Origin of the sequence: Bdellovibrio bacteriovorus (assembly GCF_025558485.1) — a bacterium.
Classification (GTDB): domain Bacteria; phylum Bdellovibrionota; class Bdellovibrionia; order Bdellovibrionales; family Bdellovibrionaceae; genus Bdellovibrio; species Bdellovibrio bacteriovorus_G.
Genome location: NZ_CP102930.1, coordinates 377,503 through 399,365, shown reverse-complemented (window position 1 = coordinate 399,365; position 21,863 = coordinate 377,503). Strand labels below are relative to the sequence as shown.

Annotated in this window: 23 protein-coding genes; 8 read left to right on the top strand and 15 right to left on the bottom strand. The window is 48.6% G+C overall.

The annotated features are described in order from the left end of the window. Window positions 1-61 precede the first annotated feature (61 nt). Together EZJ49_RS02110 and EZJ49_RS02105 are read right to left on the bottom strand one after the other, a co-directional pair. Entirely contained in the window at window positions 62-835 is a 774-nt protein-coding gene (locus tag EZJ49_RS02110; protein ID WP_262553898.1) for a hypothetical protein, read from the bottom strand. Between the two features lie 38 nt (window positions 836-873). Then, entirely contained in the window at window positions 874-1,845 is a 972-nt protein-coding gene (locus tag EZJ49_RS02105) for a hypothetical protein (RefSeq protein WP_262553897.1), read from the bottom strand. A 494-nt stretch (window positions 1,846-2,339) separates the two neighbouring features. On the opposite strand from EZJ49_RS02105, the gene EZJ49_RS02100 reads away from it, so the two are divergent. The 3 genes from EZJ49_RS02100 (at window position 2,340) to EZJ49_RS02090 (ending at window position 3,717) form a co-directional block, all read left to right on the top strand. After that, the gene (locus EZJ49_RS02100; protein WP_262553896.1) at window positions 2,340-2,981 is read left to right on the top strand and encodes a matrixin family metalloprotease; all 642 of its coding nucleotides are present in this window, start codon (window positions 2,340-2,342) and stop codon (window positions 2,979-2,981) included. A gap of 106 nt (window positions 2,982-3,087) precedes the next feature. After that, entirely contained in the window at window positions 3,088-3,315 is a 228-nt protein-coding gene (locus EZJ49_RS02095) for a hypothetical protein (RefSeq protein WP_262553895.1), read from the top strand. Window positions 3,316-3,429: 114 nt separating this feature from the next. Continuing rightward, window positions 3,430-3,717, top strand: coding sequence for a helix-turn-helix transcriptional regulator (locus EZJ49_RS02090; RefSeq protein ID WP_262553893.1), 288 nt, complete (start codon window positions 3,430-3,432; stop codon window positions 3,715-3,717). On the opposite strand, the gene EZJ49_RS02085 is transcribed toward EZJ49_RS02090, so the two are convergent. The 3 genes from EZJ49_RS02085 to EZJ49_RS02075 form a co-directional block, all read right to left on the bottom strand. Beyond that, a complete protein-coding gene (locus EZJ49_RS02085; RefSeq protein WP_262553891.1) occupies window positions 3,689-4,939 on the bottom strand; it encodes an Hsp20/alpha crystallin family protein in 1,251 nt (416 codons plus the stop codon). The genes EZJ49_RS02090 and EZJ49_RS02085 overlap by 29 nt on opposite strands. Window positions 4,940-5,005: 66 nt before the next feature. Further along, entirely contained in the window at window positions 5,006-5,338 is a 333-nt protein-coding gene (locus EZJ49_RS02080; protein WP_262553889.1) for a hypothetical protein, read from the bottom strand. A 254-nt stretch (window positions 5,339-5,592) separates the two neighbouring features. Then, window positions 5,593-5,910, bottom strand: coding sequence for a hypothetical protein (locus EZJ49_RS02075; protein ID WP_262553888.1), 318 nt, complete (start codon window positions 5,908-5,910; stop codon window positions 5,593-5,595). 161 nt (window positions 5,911-6,071) lie between these two features. On the opposite strand from EZJ49_RS02075, the gene EZJ49_RS02070 reads away from it, so the two are divergent. Beyond that, window positions 6,072-6,941, top strand: a complete 870-nt coding sequence (locus EZJ49_RS02070; protein ID WP_262553886.1) for a PBECR2 nuclease fold domain-containing protein — start codon at window positions 6,072-6,074, stop codon at window positions 6,939-6,941. A gap of 232 nt (window positions 6,942-7,173) precedes the next feature. Here the strand turns inward: EZJ49_RS02070 and EZJ49_RS02065 are convergent, their stop codons facing one another. Further along, window positions 7,174-7,923 (bottom strand): hypothetical protein, encoded by a 750-nt coding sequence (locus EZJ49_RS02065; RefSeq protein WP_262553884.1) that lies wholly within the window; start codon window positions 7,921-7,923, stop codon window positions 7,174-7,176. A gap of 217 nt (window positions 7,924-8,140) precedes the next feature. Continuing rightward, window positions 8,141-9,577, bottom strand: a complete 1,437-nt coding sequence (locus EZJ49_RS02060) for a lipase maturation factor family protein (RefSeq protein ID WP_262553882.1) — start codon at window positions 9,575-9,577, stop codon at window positions 8,141-8,143. Window positions 9,578-9,694: 117 nt separating this feature from the next. Here EZJ49_RS02060 and EZJ49_RS02055 point away from each other — a divergent pair, with 117 nt between their 5' ends. Next, the gene (locus EZJ49_RS02055) at window positions 9,695-9,970 is read left to right on the top strand and encodes a hypothetical protein (protein ID WP_262553881.1); all 276 of its coding nucleotides are present in this window, start codon (window positions 9,695-9,697) and stop codon (window positions 9,968-9,970) included. A gap of 32 nt (window positions 9,971-10,002) precedes the next feature. Here EZJ49_RS02055 and EZJ49_RS02050 read toward each other — a convergent pair whose 3' ends face one another. The 3 genes from EZJ49_RS02050 to lnt all read right to left on the bottom strand — a co-directional run bounded on the left by EZJ49_RS02050 (window position 10,003) and on the right by lnt (window position 13,748). After that, window positions 10,003-10,794: a Smr/MutS family protein gene (locus tag EZJ49_RS02050; RefSeq protein WP_262553879.1), complete on the bottom strand. Its 792-nt coding sequence runs from the start codon at window positions 10,792-10,794 to the stop codon at window positions 10,003-10,005. Between the two features lie 649 nt (window positions 10,795-11,443). Continuing rightward, on the bottom strand, window positions 11,444-12,160 hold the full coding sequence (locus tag EZJ49_RS02045) for a hypothetical protein (protein ID WP_262553878.1): 717 nt from the start codon (window positions 12,158-12,160) through the stop codon (window positions 11,444-11,446). Continuing rightward, window positions 12,138-13,748, bottom strand: coding sequence for an apolipoprotein N-acyltransferase (gene lnt, locus EZJ49_RS02040; protein ID WP_262553876.1), 1,611 nt, complete (start codon window positions 13,746-13,748; stop codon window positions 12,138-12,140). The genes EZJ49_RS02045 and lnt overlap by 23 nt, the downstream gene beginning before the upstream one ends. 33 nt (window positions 13,749-13,781) lie before the next feature. Between lnt and EZJ49_RS02035 the strand changes: the two genes are divergently transcribed. Continuing rightward, window positions 13,782-14,603: a hypothetical protein gene (locus EZJ49_RS02035; protein WP_262553875.1), complete on the top strand. Its 822-nt coding sequence runs from the start codon at window positions 13,782-13,784 to the stop codon at window positions 14,601-14,603. Between the two features lie 30 nt (window positions 14,604-14,633). Here EZJ49_RS02035 and EZJ49_RS02030 read toward each other — a convergent pair whose 3' ends face one another. The 3 genes from EZJ49_RS02030 to EZJ49_RS02020 all read right to left on the bottom strand — a co-directional run bounded on the left by EZJ49_RS02030 (window position 14,634) and on the right by EZJ49_RS02020 (window position 17,370). After that, a complete protein-coding gene (locus EZJ49_RS02030) occupies window positions 14,634-15,203 on the bottom strand; it encodes a hypothetical protein (RefSeq protein ID WP_262553874.1) in 570 nt (189 codons plus the stop codon). 68 nt (window positions 15,204-15,271) lie between these two features. Further along, window positions 15,272-15,844: a hypothetical protein gene (locus tag EZJ49_RS02025; protein ID WP_262553872.1), complete on the bottom strand. Its 573-nt coding sequence runs from the start codon at window positions 15,842-15,844 to the stop codon at window positions 15,272-15,274. Window positions 15,845-15,987: 143 nt separating this feature from the next. Further along, window positions 15,988-17,370: a S8 family peptidase gene (locus EZJ49_RS02020; protein ID WP_262553871.1), complete on the bottom strand. Its 1,383-nt coding sequence runs from the start codon at window positions 17,368-17,370 to the stop codon at window positions 15,988-15,990. 177 nt (window positions 17,371-17,547) lie between these two features. Here EZJ49_RS02020 and EZJ49_RS02015 point away from each other — a divergent pair, with 177 nt between their 5' ends. Both EZJ49_RS02015 and EZJ49_RS02010 read left to right on the top strand, forming a co-directional pair. Beyond that, window positions 17,548-18,045 (top strand): hypothetical protein, encoded by a 498-nt coding sequence (locus EZJ49_RS02015; RefSeq protein ID WP_262553870.1) that lies wholly within the window; start codon window positions 17,548-17,550, stop codon window positions 18,043-18,045. A gap of 81 nt (window positions 18,046-18,126) precedes the next feature. Then, window positions 18,127-18,672 (top strand): GNAT family N-acetyltransferase, encoded by a 546-nt coding sequence (locus tag EZJ49_RS02010; protein ID WP_262553868.1) that lies wholly within the window; start codon window positions 18,127-18,129, stop codon window positions 18,670-18,672. A 38-nt stretch (window positions 18,673-18,710) separates the two neighbouring features. Here EZJ49_RS02010 and EZJ49_RS02005 read toward each other — a convergent pair whose 3' ends face one another. Together EZJ49_RS02005 and htpX are read right to left on the bottom strand one after the other, a co-directional pair. After that, on the bottom strand, window positions 18,711-20,759 hold the full coding sequence (locus EZJ49_RS02005; RefSeq protein WP_262553867.1) for a lytic transglycosylase domain-containing protein: 2,049 nt from the start codon (window positions 20,757-20,759) through the stop codon (window positions 18,711-18,713). A 201-nt stretch (window positions 20,760-20,960) separates the two neighbouring features. Next, window positions 20,961-21,857, bottom strand: coding sequence for a protease HtpX (gene htpX / locus EZJ49_RS02000; protein WP_262553866.1), 897 nt, complete (start codon window positions 21,855-21,857; stop codon window positions 20,961-20,963). Window positions 21,858-21,863: the final 6 nt, after the last annotated feature.

Below are 21,863 nucleotides of genomic sequence, written 5' to 3'. Positions count from 1 at the left end.
AGGACCCTATAGGTAATTCATTTGAATCTTATATTCAATCAATACATGCGAATGTGATTTATTACCGGGACAGTATCGAGTCGCACTCTGATATAAGTTGTTTCACGGGTTTGCCTTTGTGACAGGCACGACGCAGATCACGAATAAGCTTCATTTTGCTATCTTCCGCTTTCACTTGTTCGACGTGATTCACGAAACCATAGAACTCTGACAGCAGAGTCCCCTGAATTTCAGCGGTGATCAAAAGCTTGTCGGTGGTGCTGGCGCCTTCGGGTTTTTCCTGCTGTGCTTTCAGACGATCGATCTTTTTCAGGATCTTTTGCGCTGGTTGAATCAAATGATAAATGCGTCCGATGTTGTCCATCAGCAGTCGGAACTCAGGATCTTGCAGAGCGCGCGTTCCTTCGCTGCGCAGATATTGCTCCAAATAAACCACGCGGTCTGTTTTTAACTGCTCCTTATCCATGGCACTGGTATCGCACAACGACGGACACAGTGGTGGCAGGGGCGCCTTTTCCAGTTGCTTTATCAGATGGGATATCTGTTCGCTGTTTTTCATGAAAGAGCGGGAGGTGTTAAAAGCACTGCGGAAATTTTCTTTGGAAGATTCAGGAATAAAATCACCGGGGGCTGGTGCTGCCGGGGTTTTTAGTTCCGGAGTCAGGGACGCTTTGGCGATGGGATAAGGTTTTTTCTGAACCGGGGGGGCTGAGGGATTCTGAGTCAGATAATCCACTGCGTAGTAAGTGACAGCGCCCACGCCCACAAACGCGCAGGTCACCAGACCTAGCACAAAGAAGGCAAAGTATTTAAGGGCACTGCGCAGAAATCTCATAGGGTGATAGTTAGCAAAAAGGCCAGCCTCTGTCAGCTTTATTGATCGCGTTCGCTGGGTTCACCGCCCACGGTCTCGTCCGGGAAGGGCAAGGCTTTCAAATTACGACGATTGGCTTCGGCGGTGACCGACCGGGCCGAGTTCTTATAAAGATATCCGAACAGACCTCGGGCCTGACGGACAATGTTGGCGTCCTTAACAATCACGATTTGTTCGTTGTTGTTTTCCGCGTTTTCACTGGGATTGAAAGAAGTCCCCAGAACCGCCAAAGAGTCCTCAGGGAAAATGAACACCTTGTGATGAATCTTGGAAGTGGTTTTCACAGAGCTGCCATCTTCCAGACGGAAATGACGTTCGCCATAAATTGCCGGAGCCGTTCTGATTTTATCCTGCAAATCAGTGACACCCGCTGCACCCAAGGCCTGAAGAATCGGGGCTTCTCCATCGGTCAGATACTTCCCGGAAGGCAGATCTTTCTTTAGACCTGATAGCAACAGGAAAGCGCTCCACTCGCGCATGGCAAACGGAGTGTCACCGACAGAGCGGAATTCGAAATGACCTTTTTCCTGCATGTCACGGGTCGCGCGTTCCAATAATGCGTTTTGAATTTGCTTGGAAGAAAACGCGAAATGCACAGCTTCGATGGAACCCTTGGTGTTTTGAATCAAAGGCACATAAATGCTTTTATTCACATCACCTTCGCCGCCATTAGGAGAGAAAGACAAAACGATGTACGGAGCTTCTTCATTGGCTTTCTGCTTTTCACCGTAAATCTTATAACTGCCGCTGATCGGGTACTGGCTTTGCCCGCGGATTTTATATTCCAAAGTTTTCTTCAGTTCGGCTTTGGTGGCTTGCGCTGGCAAAGAGCCCAGAATCAGCAACGCATGATTGGCGTTGGGGATAGAATACTCTGTGCGCTTTTCCTTTGGCAGATTTACAACGCGCACGACCTGAGTCATAATTTCAGGACCGATGCCATCACCGGGGATCACTGTCAGTTTCATCATTATTGTGGCCTTTCGTTGCAGGGCCCTGTCTTATCAAAAATGCGGACTGTTTCCAAGTGCCACAGCATCGCGCGCGAACTGGTAGGTGGAGCTTTTTTAGGCTCCCTACCAGGGAAGGCAGGATGTGGGGTAGGTTGTGTGGGCCACGAAGGATTCCCCGAGTGGGGTGGGGCCCGATTGTCTCATTTCGAGACTTACCTAAGTACTAAAGCAAGGCGCGGGCCAGACCTTTTGGAGTCCTTTTGCACCACACTTTGCGGCGCGGGGGTGTGCAAAGGTTGGACAGCTAAAAGTATATATAAAATCAACCACTTACAATTTTTCTGGGGGCCTGTCTGTAAAACAGACGGGTTTTTCTGGCCAATGCTCACTTTACAGGCTTTGACCGGGCTTTGCTAAAAAACTCTGTGAAAACAATATGTTAAATCATGGCGCGGAAAGCTTTCGGGATGGCCCTTTCCTTGTATTGGTATCAAGACAAAGGAGGTCGCTCCATGGTGAAGTGGCTTGGGATCAGTTTGATCCTTACTGTAGCTCTATTTGTTCAAGCCTGTGCGCCGAAGTCACAAGATGACTGCGGATTTGTACAAAACGTCTATGGCGAACGAATCTCCTGGAAAAGTGACGTACCTGTCACAATGTACCTGCATGAGTCTGTGCCTGACTCGATGATCCCGGCTATTCGCAGTGCTGCTGCAACGTGGGCTCGCACCGCAGGTCGCGATATTATCAAAATCGTCGAATATCCCCGTGAAATGGGTCCTTTGAATCCTCATAAAGACGGACGGAATGTTATCTACTTTATGAATGCCTGGGAGGCGAACCGCGCTTCCGAGCAGGGGCGTACCAGCGTTTATTGGATTGGTGATCTTATCAAAGAGGCGGATATTCGCCTGAATGCAGCTGACTTTAGCTTCTATTGGAATGGCAACACCCTGACGACAGCGGCTAAATCAGAGAGGAAAAGTTCTTCTCCGGTCAATATTGAAGCTCTGGTGCTTCATGAGATGGGCCATGTGCTGGGCTTGAAACATAAAGATGGCAGTGGGTCTGTTATGGCAACGTATCTTTCCAGTGGGGATGATCGTGTGAACCTGGCAGGTACGGACACAGCGTCCTTGCAGTGCGAATACTAGCGGGCCGTGTAAAATGTCCATGTAAGTTTATTTAAGTTGTTGGAATTGAAAAAAGCTAACTAGACTTTGATTTCGCGCCTGAGAAAACGGGTGAAGGAGAATACAAATGAGAGTGATCAATCTGGAAAATGCACAAGTGGAAACAACTGCTGCAGAGTCTTTTGAGCCCTCTTTTTCTCCTGTGACTCACAAGTCCTATCATGAGCTGGCAGACACGCCTGTTGTGGAAAAGGATGCCTTGGCTCAGCTTCATACAAATCTTGAAATGCTTCAGGATCTTCAGTCCCGTCTTGCTTTTGTGATGCGCGAAGTGCGCTATTTGATGAAAGCTTAGTGACATCTGTTCTGTTTCGTTCGGAACAGTTTCTCTCCAGCCTAGGTGGAAAAGGCAGGCCAGACGCACTTGTGTATGATGACAGTTTGGTCATATTCCGATCTAATTTCACATATGAAACGGCAATTTTCGGAATTTCAGGTATATTTCCAAAGTCATTTCGACCAATGGGGTCTCACCAAAACAGAGTGTGAAGTTGGAAGTTTGATTCTGTCCGGCCTAAGCCTCCGTGAAATTGCAGACCTGCGTGGCACGTCTGAAACCACGACGCGACAACAAGCCCTCAGCCTTTACAAGAAAGCCAGTGTGGATGGTCGTCATGATTTGGCGGCGTATTTCCTGGAAAATCTGCTGGTGGCCCGGCATGAGCGCGCTAAGCTTTGCGATCAAAGCGGTTCATAAGTCCTTTGGGGATACGATACACGACCCAGTCGCCATCGCGTTCGCGGGTCATGCCTTCGGTGATCACCGGCTTATCAAAAGTAAATTCTTCGCGGAACGTCTGGAAGTTGGAACTGCTGACAGTCTTGCTGTCGTCCTCCACCTTATCCTTGAAAGAGCGCTGACCTGAAACGGTGGCTCGGTCCTTCTGAATGGTGACCTTCACGTTGTCTTTTTCATGCTCGGGCACGAAGGCTTTTAAAATATAGAAATCGGGATTTTCACGCAGATAACTGCCGCGGTCTTCGACCTTATAGAAAGGATCGGCTTCCTTGTCAGAGTATTTGGCAGCGGCTTTGACAAAGTCCTTGCGGGTTTCTGCCAGCTCACGCACATAGCGTTTCTTCTGAATGCTGGCGGCTTCGCGATTGGCTTCTTCGGTTTTCTGATAATTACTTTGGAAGCGTTCGTGCTGATTGCTTAGCTCGTTGTCGTAAGCCTGCTTTTGATGGATCAGGCGGTCGGAGTACTGCGTATTCAGATGTTCTTCGCGGGACTCCCACTGCTTTTGCTGCTGATCATAGCGTTTGGCAAAATCGGAATTCTGACGTTCCAACTTTTTGCCCTGTTGTTCCTGTTCATGAACAATTTCGTTTTCACCACGGGCACGCAGTTCGGTGTATTCCTTTTCGTTGCGAGTGCGCAGACGCTCCTGATTTACCTGACCGCGCTCGACCTCACCTTGCAGGCGGGTGTCGTTCAGTTGGCGCTGTTGTTCCAGACGCTTGCCGCTGAATTCGTTGATTTGCGCCATGTCTTTATTGTATTTGGCTTTGGCACCGCGAATGTCATTGTCACTTTTGGCACGAACATATTCGATGCGATCGGTGGCATCCTGTTCAATGCGTGCGACTTGGTCCTTGGAGTCCTGTTTGGCCTGTGCCAGTTGAGCTGTTCTTTTTTCGCGGGTGGTGGACAGCTTTTGACTGTAGTCGTCCTGCATGGCGCGGGTTTTGGAGTTGTATTTGTCCGTCAGTTGCTGACGCTCCTGATGAGCATCGTCAGCGGCGACCTGCTGGCGTTTGCGAATATGATTGATGGCCGCTTCGTTTTGTTCCTGAAGGCCGTTTTTTTTCTCGTGATAGTATTCTTTAAGATCCGCAAGCTCGGCTTCGTTTTCTTTAACGAGTTGCTTTTTTTTACGTGCGTGATCGGCTTGAACCTCGTTCAAATCCGCTTGCATGGCTTTTCTCGTGGAACTGTCAATTGACGACATATTCTTAGAGTGTATCAAAAAGGAACAGGACTATTAAGACGTCGGGGAGTCCTCGGTCGGAATCTGGCCTTTGGGGTTGGGGCAGTGAGGCTTGAAGCTGTCCGTGCGCCCATAACAGCGCCAGGTATCTATGTAAGTGACGTCTTCATCGGGGGCAACCTGATGATAGTAGCGGTACTGAATGTGATCCAAAGTGCTTTCCACCAGACGATAGTCCTGCGTGGGCGGAGGTGTGCCGGGGGCAGGGGCTTCTGCGGCAGCCGGAGCTCTTTTCGTGATCTTCAAAAGAAAAACGCGGTACTCGGCCCTGGCCAGGCCGGGCAGCAGAACAAAAAAGAAAGCCGATAAGAAAACCCGATATTTCACAAGTTCTCCTATCGGCTTTGCGGTGGGAACTCAAAAGGTGCCTGGTTGTTTTTTCTAGCTATAGCGCATCAACCAGGCGCCTTTTTCCTTCTTCAAGGATAGCATTGCGGAAAAAGGCCGCAGTAAAATTGTTGATTGATGTCGAATTAGGACTCCAAGCCTTAGACAGAAATTGGAACTTCCAATACCGAGGCGCCAAAGCCTGCCGGAACTGCTTAAGCTTTAGACGAAAAAAAGAACTTTAATATGACGACTTAGTGGCTGTGCTCGTGGTTGGCGCGAACAGTGTTTTCCACGATGTGGAAGTACGCACGCACCAGCATCTGATAAGACTCACTGTCGAGAGCCTGAAGATAGGCCATCTTCTCGAAGTATGTCTTTTTCGCAATCAGTTCAGTCATGACGTCCTGGACCTTCTTCATCTTATCGAAGCTGTAGAAGTCCTTGTCGTCGCTCACTTCCTTGAGCACTTTTGCGATGGATTGATTGTCAAAAAGAACGTGAACACCCATGGCTGAATGAGACAGCAACGCTTCCATTCTTTCCAAACTTGTTTCTTCTAGATTGACCAAGAGAGCCTCCTGCTGACCTCTTAAGTCCGATGTTGAGGAATAAACCCCCGTGTTGCAAGACCAAAAAGCGAACTATGACAGGGCTTGTCGAAAGTGTCCTTTTTCTAGTTGTTGGGACAAGAGAATCTCTCGATAATAACAAATGAAGGATACGAATACACATGGCGAAAACAAAGACCCGGGCTAAAAAGAAACCAACCACCACTATCTCCTCTGAAAAAGAGTACATCATCGTGGATGAGGCGGCAGGACTCATTTTTGAAAGTGAAGAAGACCTGTTTGGTTATTTCCGGGAAGCCATCGACAAGCTGGAGGAAGAGTATTCCTCCCTGCGTTCGGCCGAGGATTTTTCTGACGAAGAACAAATCGCCCGTGAAAACTATCTGGAACCCACGTTGGATGAACCAGATGAAGTCTGGATGGATGACAAGACCTTTGAGGATTTTGCCATCTATCACTTTATTCGCACCTACGAACAAGGTGACGAGGCCTTTAAGTATGTTGCGGTGGCCTATGTTTCCACAGAGGACGAATATCCGACCTTTGTTTTCATCCATTTCCCGTCTCGCGACAGCCGTGTTTGGCAGAATTACCAGCGCGGTGAAATGGTTTATGACAAAAACTTTGAACAGGTGTCCGGTGGCTCTGTCGAAGGCGATGCCATGGGCGAAGGTGACCCTTTGGCCGTGGGTCTTTATCAGGCCATGCTGAAAGTGCGTGCCGAAAAAGACATCCCTCAGGATAAATTCCAGGACTACGCCGACCTGCGCGAAGAGACCATTGAAAATGCCGACGAGATCTGGCGAAAAAACGATCTGGATGGAAACATTCTGGTCAGCTTTATTCGCGAATTCCCGGATCATGAAACCACCAAGGATTTGATCTATATTGCCGTGACTCAGGAAGATGAAGAGTCCAATGTGCATTCGCTGCTGTTCTCGTTCCCGACCACAGATAAAACTTTGGCGGATCGGTATAGACAGGGTGAGAATTTGCAAGCAGAAGAAGTAAGCCAAGAATCCGCGCACTGATCGGCCGTTGAAAACGGCCCGCCTGCTGCGTTGTCGGGCGGCCTTCTCGCTCCGACGTGCATGGAGCACGCCTGCGCTGCGAGGGCCTACTCCGCCTTGCATTCGAACCGTTTTGAACGGCCTCCGCTCTCGGTATTTGCGCCGGCGCTTCGCTGGACTGAGAGAGGGAGTCAAAATAAAAAACCACTCTGGGGGAAGAGTGGTTTTTTTGTTTTTAGGGGGTGGGTCTTTTTTAGAAACAGAAGTTGTTGGACATGGACTGGTACTGGGAGGAAGTGAACTGGCCTGCGCTGCTTTTGAATGGGTGCAGAGCCTGTAGAACGCCTGCGCGGGTTGCGCCGTTGTCGTTGGCGTAGGCAGCCGGGTCCGCAGCGAACAGTGGTAGCAGAGCGTCCATAGTGTTGATCGCTTTGTTTGTGGAAGCGTCGTAGTTCGCCACTTTCAACACATCGTAGTCACCATTTGGATCTTTCAAGTCAACTAGAATGCTAACGTTATTGAAGAAGTTTTGTGGGTCTGTGTAGCCCATGCTGGAAGCCACATTAACAACATCGCTCCACTTCATTGCTGTCATCCAACCTGTCAGATATTGACCTGTGGATGGATTCATCAAAGCAAAGTTCAAAGCGGAAGTGTCCAGATTTGTATAACCGGATGGATTTGCCAGCCACTTCCACAAAGAGATATAAGAGCTGCCGGATTTAAATGTGGATGGCAAAGAAGTCAGGCGCAGATAAACATATTGCATGCGCACATATTTGGATGAATCCACGAAGACTTTAAGTTTACCGGTAATGCCGTTGGCAGAACCCTGATTGCAATAAGCCAGAGCTTTAGAAGTTGCGTCTGTTGTGCTCGTTGCAGAATCACGGCTGGAAGAATCCGTGGAACCCGCGATTTGGTTGCTGGAACCGCAAGCTGTCAAAAGAGACAGTGCACCGAGTGTTAGAAGAGTTGTGAAGATTTGTTTCGCATTTTTCATAAAGCCCCCTGTTGCCAATCTATAGAGCAAGCCCGGTGCCATAGGTCAGACTGAGACAAAACGAAAAATATCCTGAAATCAATAGCTTGGAAAAATCGCTGTTCTCACTGTGAAACGTTCCCAAGCTGAAACGTCAAACTTCTACAGAGGTGCCGTACAGCGCGCGTCACTTTGCGCACATTCTTTTCAGAATGAGACGCCGAAATGGAGTCGGTATCTATTCTGAGTCGCGGGTAAATGTGGGGCCGTAAGATCCCAGATGTTCGCGCTGCCACCATTGGCCGGATTTTCCCAGTTCGGAAAGGTCGGTAAAGCGATATTCATAGCGTTCAAATCTTAGGTAATGAGGCGCGGAACCTTTAAAGGGGTTTGTTTTTAACAGACCCAGGACATCCGGGGACTGCTCGAAAATACGTGTCGCCAGATTCTGCAACCATAGATTTTCATTAAACCCTTCCAGTGCTGCAAACCACATCTGCCAATCCAGTCGGGGTTGGTGAGGTGCCACAACTGTGGGCATCTTTTTCAAGTTGCCAGGTTTGTGAAGAAACTCATAGTCCACCCAGTGATGTCCGTCGTTACTGCCTTGCAAAATAATTTCAGGACGGCTTTTTGTCATGACGGCAAAAAGGCCATAAGGATTGTTAATGCGGAAAGGGTAAAGCAGGCGCATGTAAGGCAGCATGAAATTCAACTTCGGGCTTTTCTCCCAAAGTGTTTTCAAAATCCAGAACAAAGATGCTGGCACTAAAACCACGGCAGCCCCTAAGGCCACTTCGGTTGGGATGGTACTATGTTCAACCCAGTTGATCTTAAAGCCCCAGGTGGAATCCGGCAACACAGCCAGACACAATCCCAAGGTCAGCAGATTAAAGAATCCATAGTTGCCGGTCAGAATAATCAGAATCTGAAGAAGAATTAAAAAGCCGACAGCAAGAACCTGTGTTTTTCCCGGAATCAACATTAAAAACGGCATCGCCAATTCAATGGAAAACATAACTGCGGCGCTGAATTTCTGAAATAGCACGGGCAGCTTGTAAGCAAAGTAAGCCAGCGGTGTGGGCAGAGGTTGAGTCCAGTAGTGATAAGTCAACGCCGTCAGATTTTTCCAGCTGGCGTCTTTATGGGTCAGCTTCACCACGCCGGAAAGAAACATCAGCTTAAACAGCAGAAAAATCACCAGGCCCAGAATGACCGGGTGCAGGCTGTGAGTTCCCAGTGGAATCCATTCCCACTTCCAAGGGGCAAAAAACAACCCAAGAAAACCAAATTCAAGTAAAAGACTGTCCCATTGATAGCTAAGGAAAATCTGCCCACAACTGACGAAAGAAAGGTAGCAGACAAAACAGATCATCAGCATGATGCTTTGGCTGAACCCCAGAAAAGCCAGCGAGGAGGCTGTCATGCCAATAAAGCAAAACAGTTTTAAAGTCAGGTCCCCTGAAGAAAACCAGAACAAACTTGGAATGTGATAGAAACGATCGGCTTTCAGCTCTTTATCCAGGATATTCAAGAGGTGATCAATGGACAGAATGCCTTGAGTGCCAAACAATCCCAGAACCTGCGGTAACAAGGACAGAAATGCCACGAAGTAAGAAATGGACAGGGTCTTTGAAACAATCCAACTTGAAATGTTATAGTCATCAATTAACATAAACGGCCCTTCCACTGTTGATTTCCGGCAGGCATTCTGAAAAAGAATACCATGCAGAACATCCTCTCTTTTAGCCTTATCTGGGTGCGATTTCTTAACTATAACCCAGGAGAATTTATGAAAGCATTTGTTCTATCTCTCTTTGCAGCGCTGACCTTGTCAAGTGCCAGCGTATTTGCAGCAGAAGAAGTTTTTGATCTTCAATCCGTACCAGGACCGTTTGTCGTGGAGCCTGTTTTTGAAGCCGAACGTCTGAGCTGTCCGGCAGAGACCACACCCATTGCAAAATACTGCTGGAATACCGGCAAGGGATGCTTTGTAAAGTGCGGGGTGGTTTGTCATCCGAAACGTGAAATTCCACCGACGGTTCCAGAACCTCACTTTGAAAACTAAAAAAAAAGCCCCCGAAATGTCGGGGGCTTTTTTTATGCTTCGCCAATTTCAACCCAGGTGATTCCATCGCCACCGCCGTCCGGCGATCCGGCCTTCCACTTCTTGACGTAGATGGATCGCGACAAATAGGTGCGAACGGCACGTTTCAGTGCCTCGGTGCCATGACCATGGATGACTTTGATGCGGTCCTCATGGGCCTGGGCGGCCTTATCCAAAGCCAGCTCCAGTTCCTGAAGTGCATCCTCAACTGTTCGCCCGCGCAAATCCAATGTGCGGTCATCGTCGGCCAGCGCCACAGTGATGTTGGAACTTTGACGAATCAACTGGGAGGTCGGGTTCGACGGCTTACCCGGAGCTTTCAACACTGTCCAGGGAATTTGCAAGCGCACAGAGCCCGATAGAATCAGGACCTCGCCTTTGGAATTCGGTGTGCTTTGAACAATGCCGTCTTGATTAAGGCTTGGTACAAAGATCTTTGATCCTGGCGGGAACTTCTTGCCAAACTCTTCGGCCGTTTCCGGTGCCCCCGGTTGAGTGATCGGTTTGGCTTTTACAATTTCTGGAAGCTTGTATTTGATTTCCTGTAAAGCTGTGTGACGTTTAAAGGTCTCGTCGGCCTTGGCATGCGCAATGGCTTCCTCGACTTTACGTTCGGCCTTCTTCAAAGTGCGCTGCAACCATTCATCTTTATCTTTGTTGAATTGTTCCAGCATTCCTTCGTATTTGCGCTTCATTTCGGTCGCTTTTTTGGTTTCCTTGCGCAGGTGATCCTGCAAAAGTGCGATGTCGGCTTTTTGGGTATTGGGCGGCTGCACCACGTTCATGTAGCCCCATATAAGTGTACCGCATAAATGCATGGCCTGTAAAACCAGTATGCCTTTTTCGGTATCGTCTTTTAACCCGTAGCTGTTAAGGGCAAGATTGGTCTTAGACAGGTTAAAGGGCTTATTTTTATTGCCTACACTTGTAAAGAGCATATCATAGTAATTGTCGAGCATTTCGTATACAGGCACCTGTGCCGTTTGCAAACTGTCGATAAGTGTATGGCTATCAGTAGTATTTTCTTTGCGCAGGTTCAGGTTCAGTTCCCGTATTATATATACCTGTTTCAGTACCCGGTTGTCGGGCCGGGAAAGGTAAGTGCTGCTCAGTAACTTGTTTTTGGTACTTATGGTTTGTATAATAAATTCCGTGGCCTGCCGCAGGTTTTCATCTGTGCCCGAACGAAGCTGCTTGTACAGGTCTTTGGGGCCATCGTTAAGGAACATATAATTTTTATAGGCTTTGGCAAGTTCGGTTAAGTGTTCTTTATTTTCGTTCTGTGCCGTTAGTATAAGGCACATACACAACGAAAGAGTGCAAAACAGTGTTTTTTTCATGTAAAAATGGATGCAGGATTATTTATAGCGTAAAAATAGATAATTTAAATATGTCCTATCCGATTTATTCCAGCTACGATATCCGGGATTCCGGTTACAAGATTTCCACTTCAATCTGGCGCAGGCGGTTGTTGGAGGGAATGACTTTTTCAGGCTCAATGAACACGGTCTGCTTGGTCTGGGACGATCCATGAATAACACCCGGCAGGTGATGTTGCATCCCACTGCGAACCGGAAGAACCCAGCGACCCTCACGGGTGGTGACGTATTTATCCTGCAGAACATTTTCCATTTGATGGTCGCGTACCAGACGATCCAGCGTGCTTTGCACTTCGCGCGCCAGGCGCTCTTTTTCACGGAAAAGACGGAACAGAGTTTCGCTGGCATCCGAACGGATGTCCCCGCTGGGTGTCAGAATCTGATCGATGGCGGAAATAGGTTCTTCCGCTTTCATCAGACTGCCGTGGATTCTTTGGGCCCAGTCGTTTTGAACCGGGTGCAGGGCCTCTTTCAGCGCCAGGGCCTCCAGACAGAAGCTGCGCACGTCTTTCATTTCCAAAGTTTTCAGAACGGCGCGCTTTTTCAGACGGGAAACCCAAGTTGAATACAAATCCAAACTGGTCATGAACGGGCGGACACCCTGATTTAAAACCTCGGTGGCCTGGCTGATTTCCTGAAAGCTTTCGTAAGCTTCCTCTCGGGATTTCAGCGGGCCGGTTTGCATAACGGCTTCGCGACCCATGTCACTGGTTGCATGGGCTTTAATTTTTTCTAAAATTTCAATCCAATCAAGAACGACGAGATCTTGCATTGAGGGCTCCTCGGACAATAAGCGCTCCTAAAATCAGGACAAGCACGATCCAGTCCCAATGACCCCATTGGACATAGAACGTGTTAGGAGCATTTTTTAAGTACTTTATCACAAACTGCCCGCTCCATTCCTGATGAAGCGGGGACTTTTGTAGAACATCACCATTGGCAAGAATTGCCGTGCTGATACCGGTGTTGGTGGAACGAATCAGCGGACGACGCACTTCAATGGCCCGGGCCAGTGTCATGTACAAATGCTGTTGGGGCTCAAACGTTTTGCCAAACCAGGAATCATTTGTGACATTCACCAGAATATCAGCACCTTCTTGCGCCAGACCGCGGGTGAAAGCCGGGTAAAGACCTTCATAGCAGATTTGCCCGCCCCAGTGAATGGTTCCTTCCGCGCGTTCCCAGGTCATCACTTCCGGCCCGTGACCGCGGCCGAAGTTGGAAACAAATGGCAGAAGTTTTAATATGAACGGGAACTGTTCGCTTAGAGGCAGATACTCTCCGAAAGCCAGCAGTTCCGTTTTGCGGTAAGGTTTATCCAGATTGTTGCCGTAAGGGTCCACCAGGAAAAGGGCATTGTAGGTGGAGGTGTCTTTCTTTTCATCTGTTTTGGGATCTTTGGAATAAGCTCCGGTGATCAGCGGTGTTTTCATCGGCATCAGCCCTGAAATCAGGATCTGCGTGTTCTTGCGATCCAGCAGATGCTGATCCAGATAATCCGGGAAAGCTGTTTCCGGCCAGATCAGAACGTCTGTTTGCGGGAATCTTCGAAGTGCTCCGAAGGACAGATCCAAAAATTTACGGGTGATGACTTCTTGATAGCCCCGGCCTTGTTCAGCATAAATCTTTTCCAGATTTCCGATATTGGCTTGCACGACCGTCGCGCGAATTTCACTGTCAAATTTGTTCCATTTCTGGCCATGCCAGTAACCGAAAGCCACCACTGCGGCAAAGCTCATGGCCAGAAGTGACAGCTGTGCCAAAGCTCTTTTGATGTAACTTTGCTTCAGCCAGATATAACCCATCCAGGCATTGAAAAGCAGAGCGATCGTGGATAGGCCATGGAACCCAATCAGATCCGCCAGATGATAGGCCGGCATTTTTGACCAGATGAAGGTGTATCCCAAGTGCCATTCAAAGATCACGGGCCACACGCGCTCTAAAAGGGCGTGCAGCAGGGCGATCACGAACAGACTTTGTCCGCCACTAAGGGAAAAACGCAGGCGCAACCAAGTTCCCGCAGCCACTGCCACCGGAATGTAGAGATGCATAAACGCACAAAAAAGCAGCATCGCCAGATAGGAAACAGCCCAAGGCAGTTGACCGAACTCGTGCGCGGTGTAGGCAATCCAGTGGAAACCAATCAAAGTCAGAACGAATTGTGTGACCCATCCAGCCCAAAAAGATTTCTTAACAGAACTGTTTTCCTCAGTCGCTGAAAGCCAAAGTGGAGTGTAGCAAAAGATCAGGGCCCACGGAGGAAAGGGGATGTAACTTGTGCCGACGAGAATTCCAGAGAGAATCGCCCAACGAAAATCGTAGGCTTTATGCTTGAAAAATTGAAACCATCTCTTCATCATGGTATTAGTAACATAAAGAGTGAGTGAGTCCACGTGAAATTGAAGATCAGATGCCCATCATGCGCGAAATTGTACGAAGTTGAGAGTGACGATATCCAGTCGGAAACACCTCTGTTTCAGTGCATTTCCTGCGAAAGTAGATTCAGTTTCGAATATCCTCCTCAGGACCCTCAGAATGTGATGTGCTTTAAGGTTTCCTTGGAGCCGGAAACAGCATCGGCAGACCTTGAATCTCCAATTCTGGAGAAGAGTGAACGAATTCTTGCTGCTGAGCGACAATCCGAGGTGGCTGTTGAGCCGGGGACGCAGGAGATGAAATCCTGTCCGAAGTGCGGGGCCTTGAATGGTCGTCGTGCCAAGGAATGTTACTCTTGCCATGTGATTTTTGAAAAGCTGGAGGGTCTTCCGAAAGATCCATCGCTGAAAGCTCAGCCCAGTCTGGTTCGCAAATGGAAGAATCTGGTCGAAAACTTTGAAAACGAAGATCTGCACGACGAGTTCATCCGTTCCTGCCATCAATTGGATGCGTTGCGTTTTGCGATGCTGAAGTATGAGGATTTAAAAGCCGCACAAGGGGGGGACCCTAAGTGCGACGAGATGATCGCGCGGATTAATTCCCTGATGATGGTCGGTTTGTCGCAGAAGCCAGTGGCTGGTGAAGCGGCGGCCAAGCCAAAATGGAACAAGTATCTTTACTGGGGACCTTTCGGGCTGAGTGCTTTCCTGATTTTGTTGGGAATGATCAACTTGGGTCATCGCAATTTGATCGGCGTCGGTGTGGCGCTGGCGTGTATGACAGCTGGACTGATCGTCATGATTAAAGGCAAGATCTCTGCCTCTGATTTCCTAGATTAAAAAAGGCTCCCAACCGGGAGCCTTTTTCGTTTAAAGACAATAGTTATTTTCGTTGAAGTAGCGTCTGCACATGGACGTGCCGTTTTGGCAATCGGACGAGTTGTTGGACCAGTAAGACCCTGTGCGTGAGCAGGTTTTGGTTCCGCCGTCTTTGACTTCGGCTATGAATTCGCCCGAGGCTGTGACCTTGTCATTGAGGGTGATTTTATATCTCACAGTGTTTTTGCCTGGATCGAGCAGCGGGCGTTGCAAAAGGGTGGCAATCCACAGGTTGATGGACTTCTTGCTTTGACCTTTGTTGCTGTCGTAAGCGACGGTTTTGGTTCTTTGAGAACCATCCTGATGCAAAGCTGTCAGCGTGACAGAGTCGCCTTTTGTGTCTGCCGGGCCGACGAAGTAGTCGTATTCACCAGAAGTCAGAATTTCTTCGCGGCAGTTGAAAGAACCGTAAGTCGGGCCGCCGGGAGAGCTGGATTGGCAGTGAACGACGATTCGTCCCTGTGCTAGAACTGCTGTTTTTTGATTTCCGTTTTTGAAGCCCACTTCAGCGTGGGCATTCAGACCTAGTAAAAATATGAAGACAGATAGTACCGGTTTCATAAAAGTTCCCCTTCCTTTGCTACCAAGTCTGGCATTGCCAACCCCGGATAGCAAGGCAGGAGAGCTTTTTACGGAACAGGGCAGAGTTTTTCTTTTTGACAGTGAATGATCTGATCGCGCAGTTGAGTCATTTCATCCAGATTGTGTTCCAGTTCGTAATCAAAGCCGACAGCTTTACCACCACGTTGAGAAACTGAAATAAACTGCGTTACATACTGGAACTGCTCATAGGCGTACTTTTCACCGGTGGAGGTATTGATAAACTGCAACGGCTGACCGGAACCCAAATGAGTCAGGAACCTTTTGCGCTGCTGTTTGGCCTTGGTCAGGCCATTTTTCAGGTTGGTGTAGCACTTTACTTCGCCCACCATAGCCACTTTCTGAGTGTTCTTATCCATCAGAACCATATCCAGCTCACCCACGGTGCGGCCTCTGAGATTGTAAGCAACGCCCACGATAACTTCATACTGCGGGGATGGATATTGTTCGGAAAACTCTGCACGAGCGACTTCTTCACACACAGCCCCCGGATCGCGATAGTGACGGGCCTGATTGCGGATCTTTTCAAAGCTGGTGGCTAAATCCGCAAAGGCAGATGCAGAGAATAAAAGAACCAAGAATAAAGACAGAATTTTTGTCATGGCAAAGTCCCCCGGACAGATGGGGGCCAATGTGCCACGACCTTGGGATCTTGGCCAGAGCCGGGGCGGGTGAGGGGAAAAAGGAAAGGGCTGTCGAGAATCTAGACAGCCCCTTAAGAATCTTTTGGAATGAAAGTACGGCTTTAGAAGCCCTCGTTTTCCTGCTTCGTACCGATTTTTCCCGGACGAACTTTTGTGCCCATGGCATCTATTAAAGATTTACCGAAGTGGGTCATTTCGGTGGCTGTGGCATCAAGGCCTTCTTCCGCTGCGCGAGAGCGTCGGTCGTTAGGATCCCCGGTGAAGCTTTTCATGTTCTGAGTATTCACGGCAATGACTCCTGAAGCCCCCACGCCCTGATCTAAAATGGTCAGAGCTTTATAAAGGTTCAACTGACGGGAGGTTCTGGTTTTGGATGCCAGTTGAGTTTGTGCATCCCCTGTCGCCAGAATGTACTTCTTCACGTCTTCAGCCTGGAAGGACTGTTTATGGGCCATCACCAGAGCCGCAGCACCTGTTACGAAAGCCGTGGCCTGCGATGTGCCGGTCATATACCCATAAGAATTGCCCGGCAGGCAGGACAGGATGTTCTGGCCCGGGGCTGCGATATCCACTGTCTCCACACCATAGTTGGACGATGCCAGCACCTGAGTGGACGGATCAATCGCCGTGACAGAGATGATGTTTTTCAATTTATAGTCGGCCGGGTAGTAATGATGTTGATCCGAGTTGGATCTTTCATTGCCGGCGGCGGCAACAAACAGAATGCCTTTTTTCTCGGCTTCCGCAATCGCATCATGCTCTTCCTGGGAAAACTCTGTACCACCACCGGAGTAGTTGATGATGTTCGCACCCATTTTCACCGCGTAGCGAATAGAGGCCACCGTGTTTTTCAGGTTGTCTGTGCCGGGAACTTTTGGATCATAGTACTTCAAAATCATCAGACTGACTTCCGGTGCGATGCCGGTGATGCCTTTGCCGTTTCCAGCCTCGGCCCCGATGATGCCTGCGATATGCGTTCCGTGTCCGTGATTGTCGTCAAGTTTTGGATTGTTGGAAACAAAGTTCCAGCCATAGACGTCATCAACGAATCCATTGCCATCGTCGTCAATGCCGTTGGTGGCTTTGTCGCGGCCTTTGGAATCCTTGCCGGTTTCGCCCGGATTGCGCCACAGATTTCCGACCAAATCCTCGTGCTTAATATCAATACCAGTGTCGATCACCGCGATGACGATGTCGCGACTGCCTTTGGTCACAGACCAGGCGCGAGCTGCGTCGGATTTTTTCAAACCCCACGCCTGACTGATCGCCGGATCGTTGAAAAGAGCACTCGGTTCATCCACGACTTTGTCGGTTTGTGAAGTGATGAAGGATTTTTCCAGCGCGCGCAGACTGCTGTCTTTTTTGCTGGAGCTTTGTGTGCGGGAAGGGGAGCTTTCTTGTGTGGAGTAAAGGTAAATCCCCAGTCCACCAAAGAAAGTCAGACCGACACAACTAGCTGCAATAACCACTTTGCGAGAAAACATGAAGTATTCCCCTTTCTCCACAAGAACTTATCGGCAAATAGTCGGGCAGCATGAGACGAAAAGACGGAAAGTTGGGCCAGGATGTCTCACGATGAGACACCTGGGGTAAGATGGAGGCGGAACAATAAGAGTCAGTTTCATTCTAAAGTCCAGAGGCGCATGGCCGAAGAGAAGAACATGAAAAAGTTTAGAACAGCTCTGATTTTAAGTGTTTTGTTTCTGGCAGCTTGTAACAACAAAGCCGGTTCTGGCGAGTTGGATCTGGGGAGCTTAAGTGAAGGTATCACTTACCAGGCCCAGAACGAAGATGCCGGAAATTTTCACTATGTTTCCATGGACCTGAAAGCCAACGGGGACTTTGAACAGGTTGAAGGACTTTTTGATTCTGGCGGTGCCGGATCAAAGTGTTCGCTGAAAGGAACGTGGGCTGTTTCCCAAGGTGCTGTGGATTCAGAAGTTGGCAATGAATTGGTGATCACCGTGACAGAACTCAATGGCGGCGCCGTCAGCCTGGAAAAGCGCTATGAATTAGGCGAGCTAAGTGCCGAAAGCTTGCGCGTGAAGCTGGAAGCCGCAGGCTCTGTCATTGATATGACAAATGCCAACTATGTTTCCTATCCCGAATACCAAGCCGCCGAAGCAGGTCTTGCAACCGACACTTTCTGTGATCGGTAGGTTGCTTGAAGACAGGCTTGGCTTAGACTTTGTTAATAGAATTTTCTTTATTTATCCTGAACTTTTAAAATAGGACAATATATGTTTCGCAAGGATATTGGGGATGGTTTTTCTGTAAGAGAAGTGTCTGCTTCAGAGATGCGTGTTTGTTTGGCGGAAAATTTTGAATCGATTTTTTCAAATAGATTGGAAGTTGCAGCCGTGGAGTCTCATGGGGGGCAAGGGCTGGAGAGGCTGTCAGCTCGTCGCCAGAGTGAGCAAAGATTTAGTCTGCGTCTGGGAGTTTTCTTGCTGGATCGAATGGTTGGGTGGCATTTTGGACACGCAACGGATGCAGAGACTTACTATATGCAGAACTCGGCGGTTTTACCGGAATTTCGGGGAAAAGGTCTTTATCATAAACTGCTTCTTTGTGTTCTTGAGAAGGTAAAAGACGAGCAGTTTCAGGTTGTTTCCAGTATGCACCACCCGAACAACCCCGGAGTATTGATCCCAAAGTTGAAGGCTGGATTTGTGATCACGGGCACGCATTTTCACGAACGGTTTCGATCTTTAGTGGAACTAAGATATATTTTTGATTTAGAACGGCGTAAAAACTTTAATCGTAGCTTAGGGCTAGATATTTAACAAAAAAGCCACCTGTAAGAGGTGGCTTTTTACTTTAGTCATCGTTGCAGTTTCAAAAGTTCTTCCGGGAAGCGAGATCCCTTTTCCTGATGAAGAAGTCTTTGGTAGAAGACGTAGTTTCTCATGGTGAGCTTGATGTAAGCTCGGGTTTCTTCGTAAGGAACCTCTTCGATAAACTCCACAGAGTCGTCCCGGAAGCGGGTTTTTAGCCAGCCGCGAATTGCGCTGTCGTTGGCATTATAACCGGACACTGCCAGAATATACTGGTTGTTATACTTGCGCATAAGGTTCTTAAGCTCAAAGGCACCCAGAGGAACGTTGATTTCTGGCTTAAACAGATCGCTGGCCTCGCTGTAGGGAAGATTATTTTGTTTTGCCAACTGCTTGGCCACACCTGGCAGAAGCTGCATCAGGCCGAAAGCGTCCGCAGGACTGCGAGCCTCTGGATTGAATGCGGATTCCTGACGGATGATCGAGAAAATAAATTCCTGTGGAATACCACTTTTAGTTGAAGCCCCGGCAATGATGTCGCCAAAAGCCTGAGGGAACAGCAGATCCGGGTGATCGTTTAGCAAACGGTCTTTAACTTCAGGCTGCAAGGCCCCGATCGCAGAGAAAAGCGGAAGATACAGGCCCGCACGCGCATAGCCCGAAGAAACCGCCAACCAGGTTTTTTCTTCGGTGACATTACGTTTTTTAAGATCATCGACGGCGATGTTCAGAATTTTTTCTGCGAAAGGCTTTTCATTGACGGCAATCAGCCATTCTGTCGTCAGACGCGTGGAAACAGACAGTTCATCCACGGAAAACAGACTTAGACCTTGCAGCTCGTTGACATCCACGGAAAGTGGCGGGAACTCCCAGCCCAAATCACGGTAAGCCATCACCCCGTAGTATCCCAGCGGATCTTCCTTGCTAAGGCTTTGAAGTTCGACCTGCGACTCGGCGTCCAGATTCAGTTTTTTCAAAGTTCTGGCCAGCCAGAATCTTGCGCGTGCTTTATCAGAAGGATCTTTGACAAGTTCCTTCATTTGTTCAAGGCTGGTGCGAGCTTCGGCCCATTTGCCAAGCTTGAAATAGTTCCAGGATTTCAACCACGAGATTTTGTCACGCAGGCCTGCGAAGCTCACAGGTTGTTGATAGCTGGCTTCAAAGTATTCCAGAGCTTTGCTGAAGTTGCCCTTTTCCTCGTCGATACGGCCCAAGATAAAGAACACCTCATCCATAGGGTACACGCCACGCAAACGGCGGTGAGTTTCGTTCAGCACTTGGACTGCACGGGATGTCTGATCTTCGGTCCACAATGTTTTGGCAAACAGCACCTGCGAATCATGGAAGCGCGCAATCGTGCGACGGTCTTTTTTATTTCTTTGCAGTTGATTCTTGGCCCAGTTCACAACGTCGGCAGTTGCATTGATATAATCATTGCGGCGCTGAGCGACCTTGTAGGTTTGGCGAATGTTTTTCAGGGCCTGGAACTGTTCGTCAGTCGTTGCTTCTTTGGAGCTTAGAATCTGTTTGTAAGTTTTAAGTGCTTTATCGAAATCGCGATGGAAGCGATAGTCCGATGCGACCGCGCTGAGCTCTTTGTAAGCTGGCAGCGGATTCAGGCGCGGAGAGTTTTTGTAAAGCTGTGCCTGAATACTATCGGCATCTTCTTTAAGCTCCAGTTTCTGCGCAAGCAAAAGAGCTTTCAGGTAGTATTCTTCCTTGTTCTTTTTATTGCTTTCGCTACGGGCTTTTTCAACATAAGCGACAAGATCATCTTGAAGCTCCGGTGTTTGCAGGGCCTTTTTAAGATTGATGTCGATGGAAAGGTCACGATACCAAGGGGCGATATTCTCCGGCAGGTTTGCCAGAAGCTTTCCTGCGGGACAGGTTTCGTAAGCTCTAAGTAAGGCCAGATCATGAAGCGGGAACTCCATCGTACTGGAAAGCTGACTGAAGCCCTCGCAGGCCACAGCAGGATTTTTTTCTTTGTGGGCCATGGAAACCATATAGGTCTTCCACCAAAGAATGTTGTTTTCCTTGATGCCGATTTCAAGTTTTTCCAGATCAGAAACAGGAGCCGATCTCCATTTCGCCATAAAACTCGGTAAAGGAGGCGTCAGACGTTTGTCGATACGCGTGTCAAAACGCGAAGTCGTCGCGCAACCTAGAATCACAGAAAAAAATGAGAGAGCAAGAACTATACGAGGCATAACACTGAGGTTATGCCCATTCAGGATAAGAAACAACCCCACAGGACGGAAAGCCGTTCTAAAGTTGGCTTTCCGCTGCGAGTGGTCTTAAACGCGGCCGCGTTGCAAAGCTTCGATACGAACTTCCAGAGGAGGGTGAGTCATGAACAATTTGGCGATTCCACCTTTGTCGCGGTTGGAAATCATCAAAGTTGCTGTGGCACCTTCTTCTGGTGGAATTGGCAACTCATAGACGGAACGCAGTTTTTGCAAAGCTGCCACCATGTTTTCACGGGAAGAATACTTTGCTCCACCGGCATCGGCACGGAACTCACGACGACGGGAGAAGTAATTCACCACGATAGAGCCCAGCATTGTAAAGGCGATGTCGCCCAGAATTGTGACAGCAAAGCGAACGATTTCGCGGAATTTTTCATCCACGTTGGAGGCCACAAGATTTGCCAGAATACGAGAGAAGAACATCGCAAACGCGTTCACAATACCTTGGATCAAAGTCATGGTCACCATGTCACCGTTAGCGATGTGAGCCACTTCGTGGGCCAAAACGCCTTCGATTTCTTTTTCATTCATTCTTTGCAGAAGACCTGTGGAAACCGCCACCAAAGAATTGGATTTGGAAGGGCCTGTGGCAAAAGCATTGATGTCCACGGATTCGTAGATACCAACCTCTGGCATTTTAGGAAGTTGAGCACGGCGAGCCAGTTCATGAACTTTTGTTACCAAAGCGCGAAGCTCAGGATTGGAGTTGTTTGGTTCGATGACTTTTACGCCATGGAACATTTTCGCCATCCATTTGGACATAAGCAGAGAAATGAAAGCTCCGCCCATACCCCAAACGGCACAGAACGCCATCAAGAACGGAATGTAAGAGTTAAGTCCTGCCAAACCCAGGAAGCGGCTGACGATAGACCAAACGATGCCGATCGTTGCGATCACCAGAACGTTTGTAAGAATAAAAAGACCGATACGTTTCAAAAATGCCATTTATGC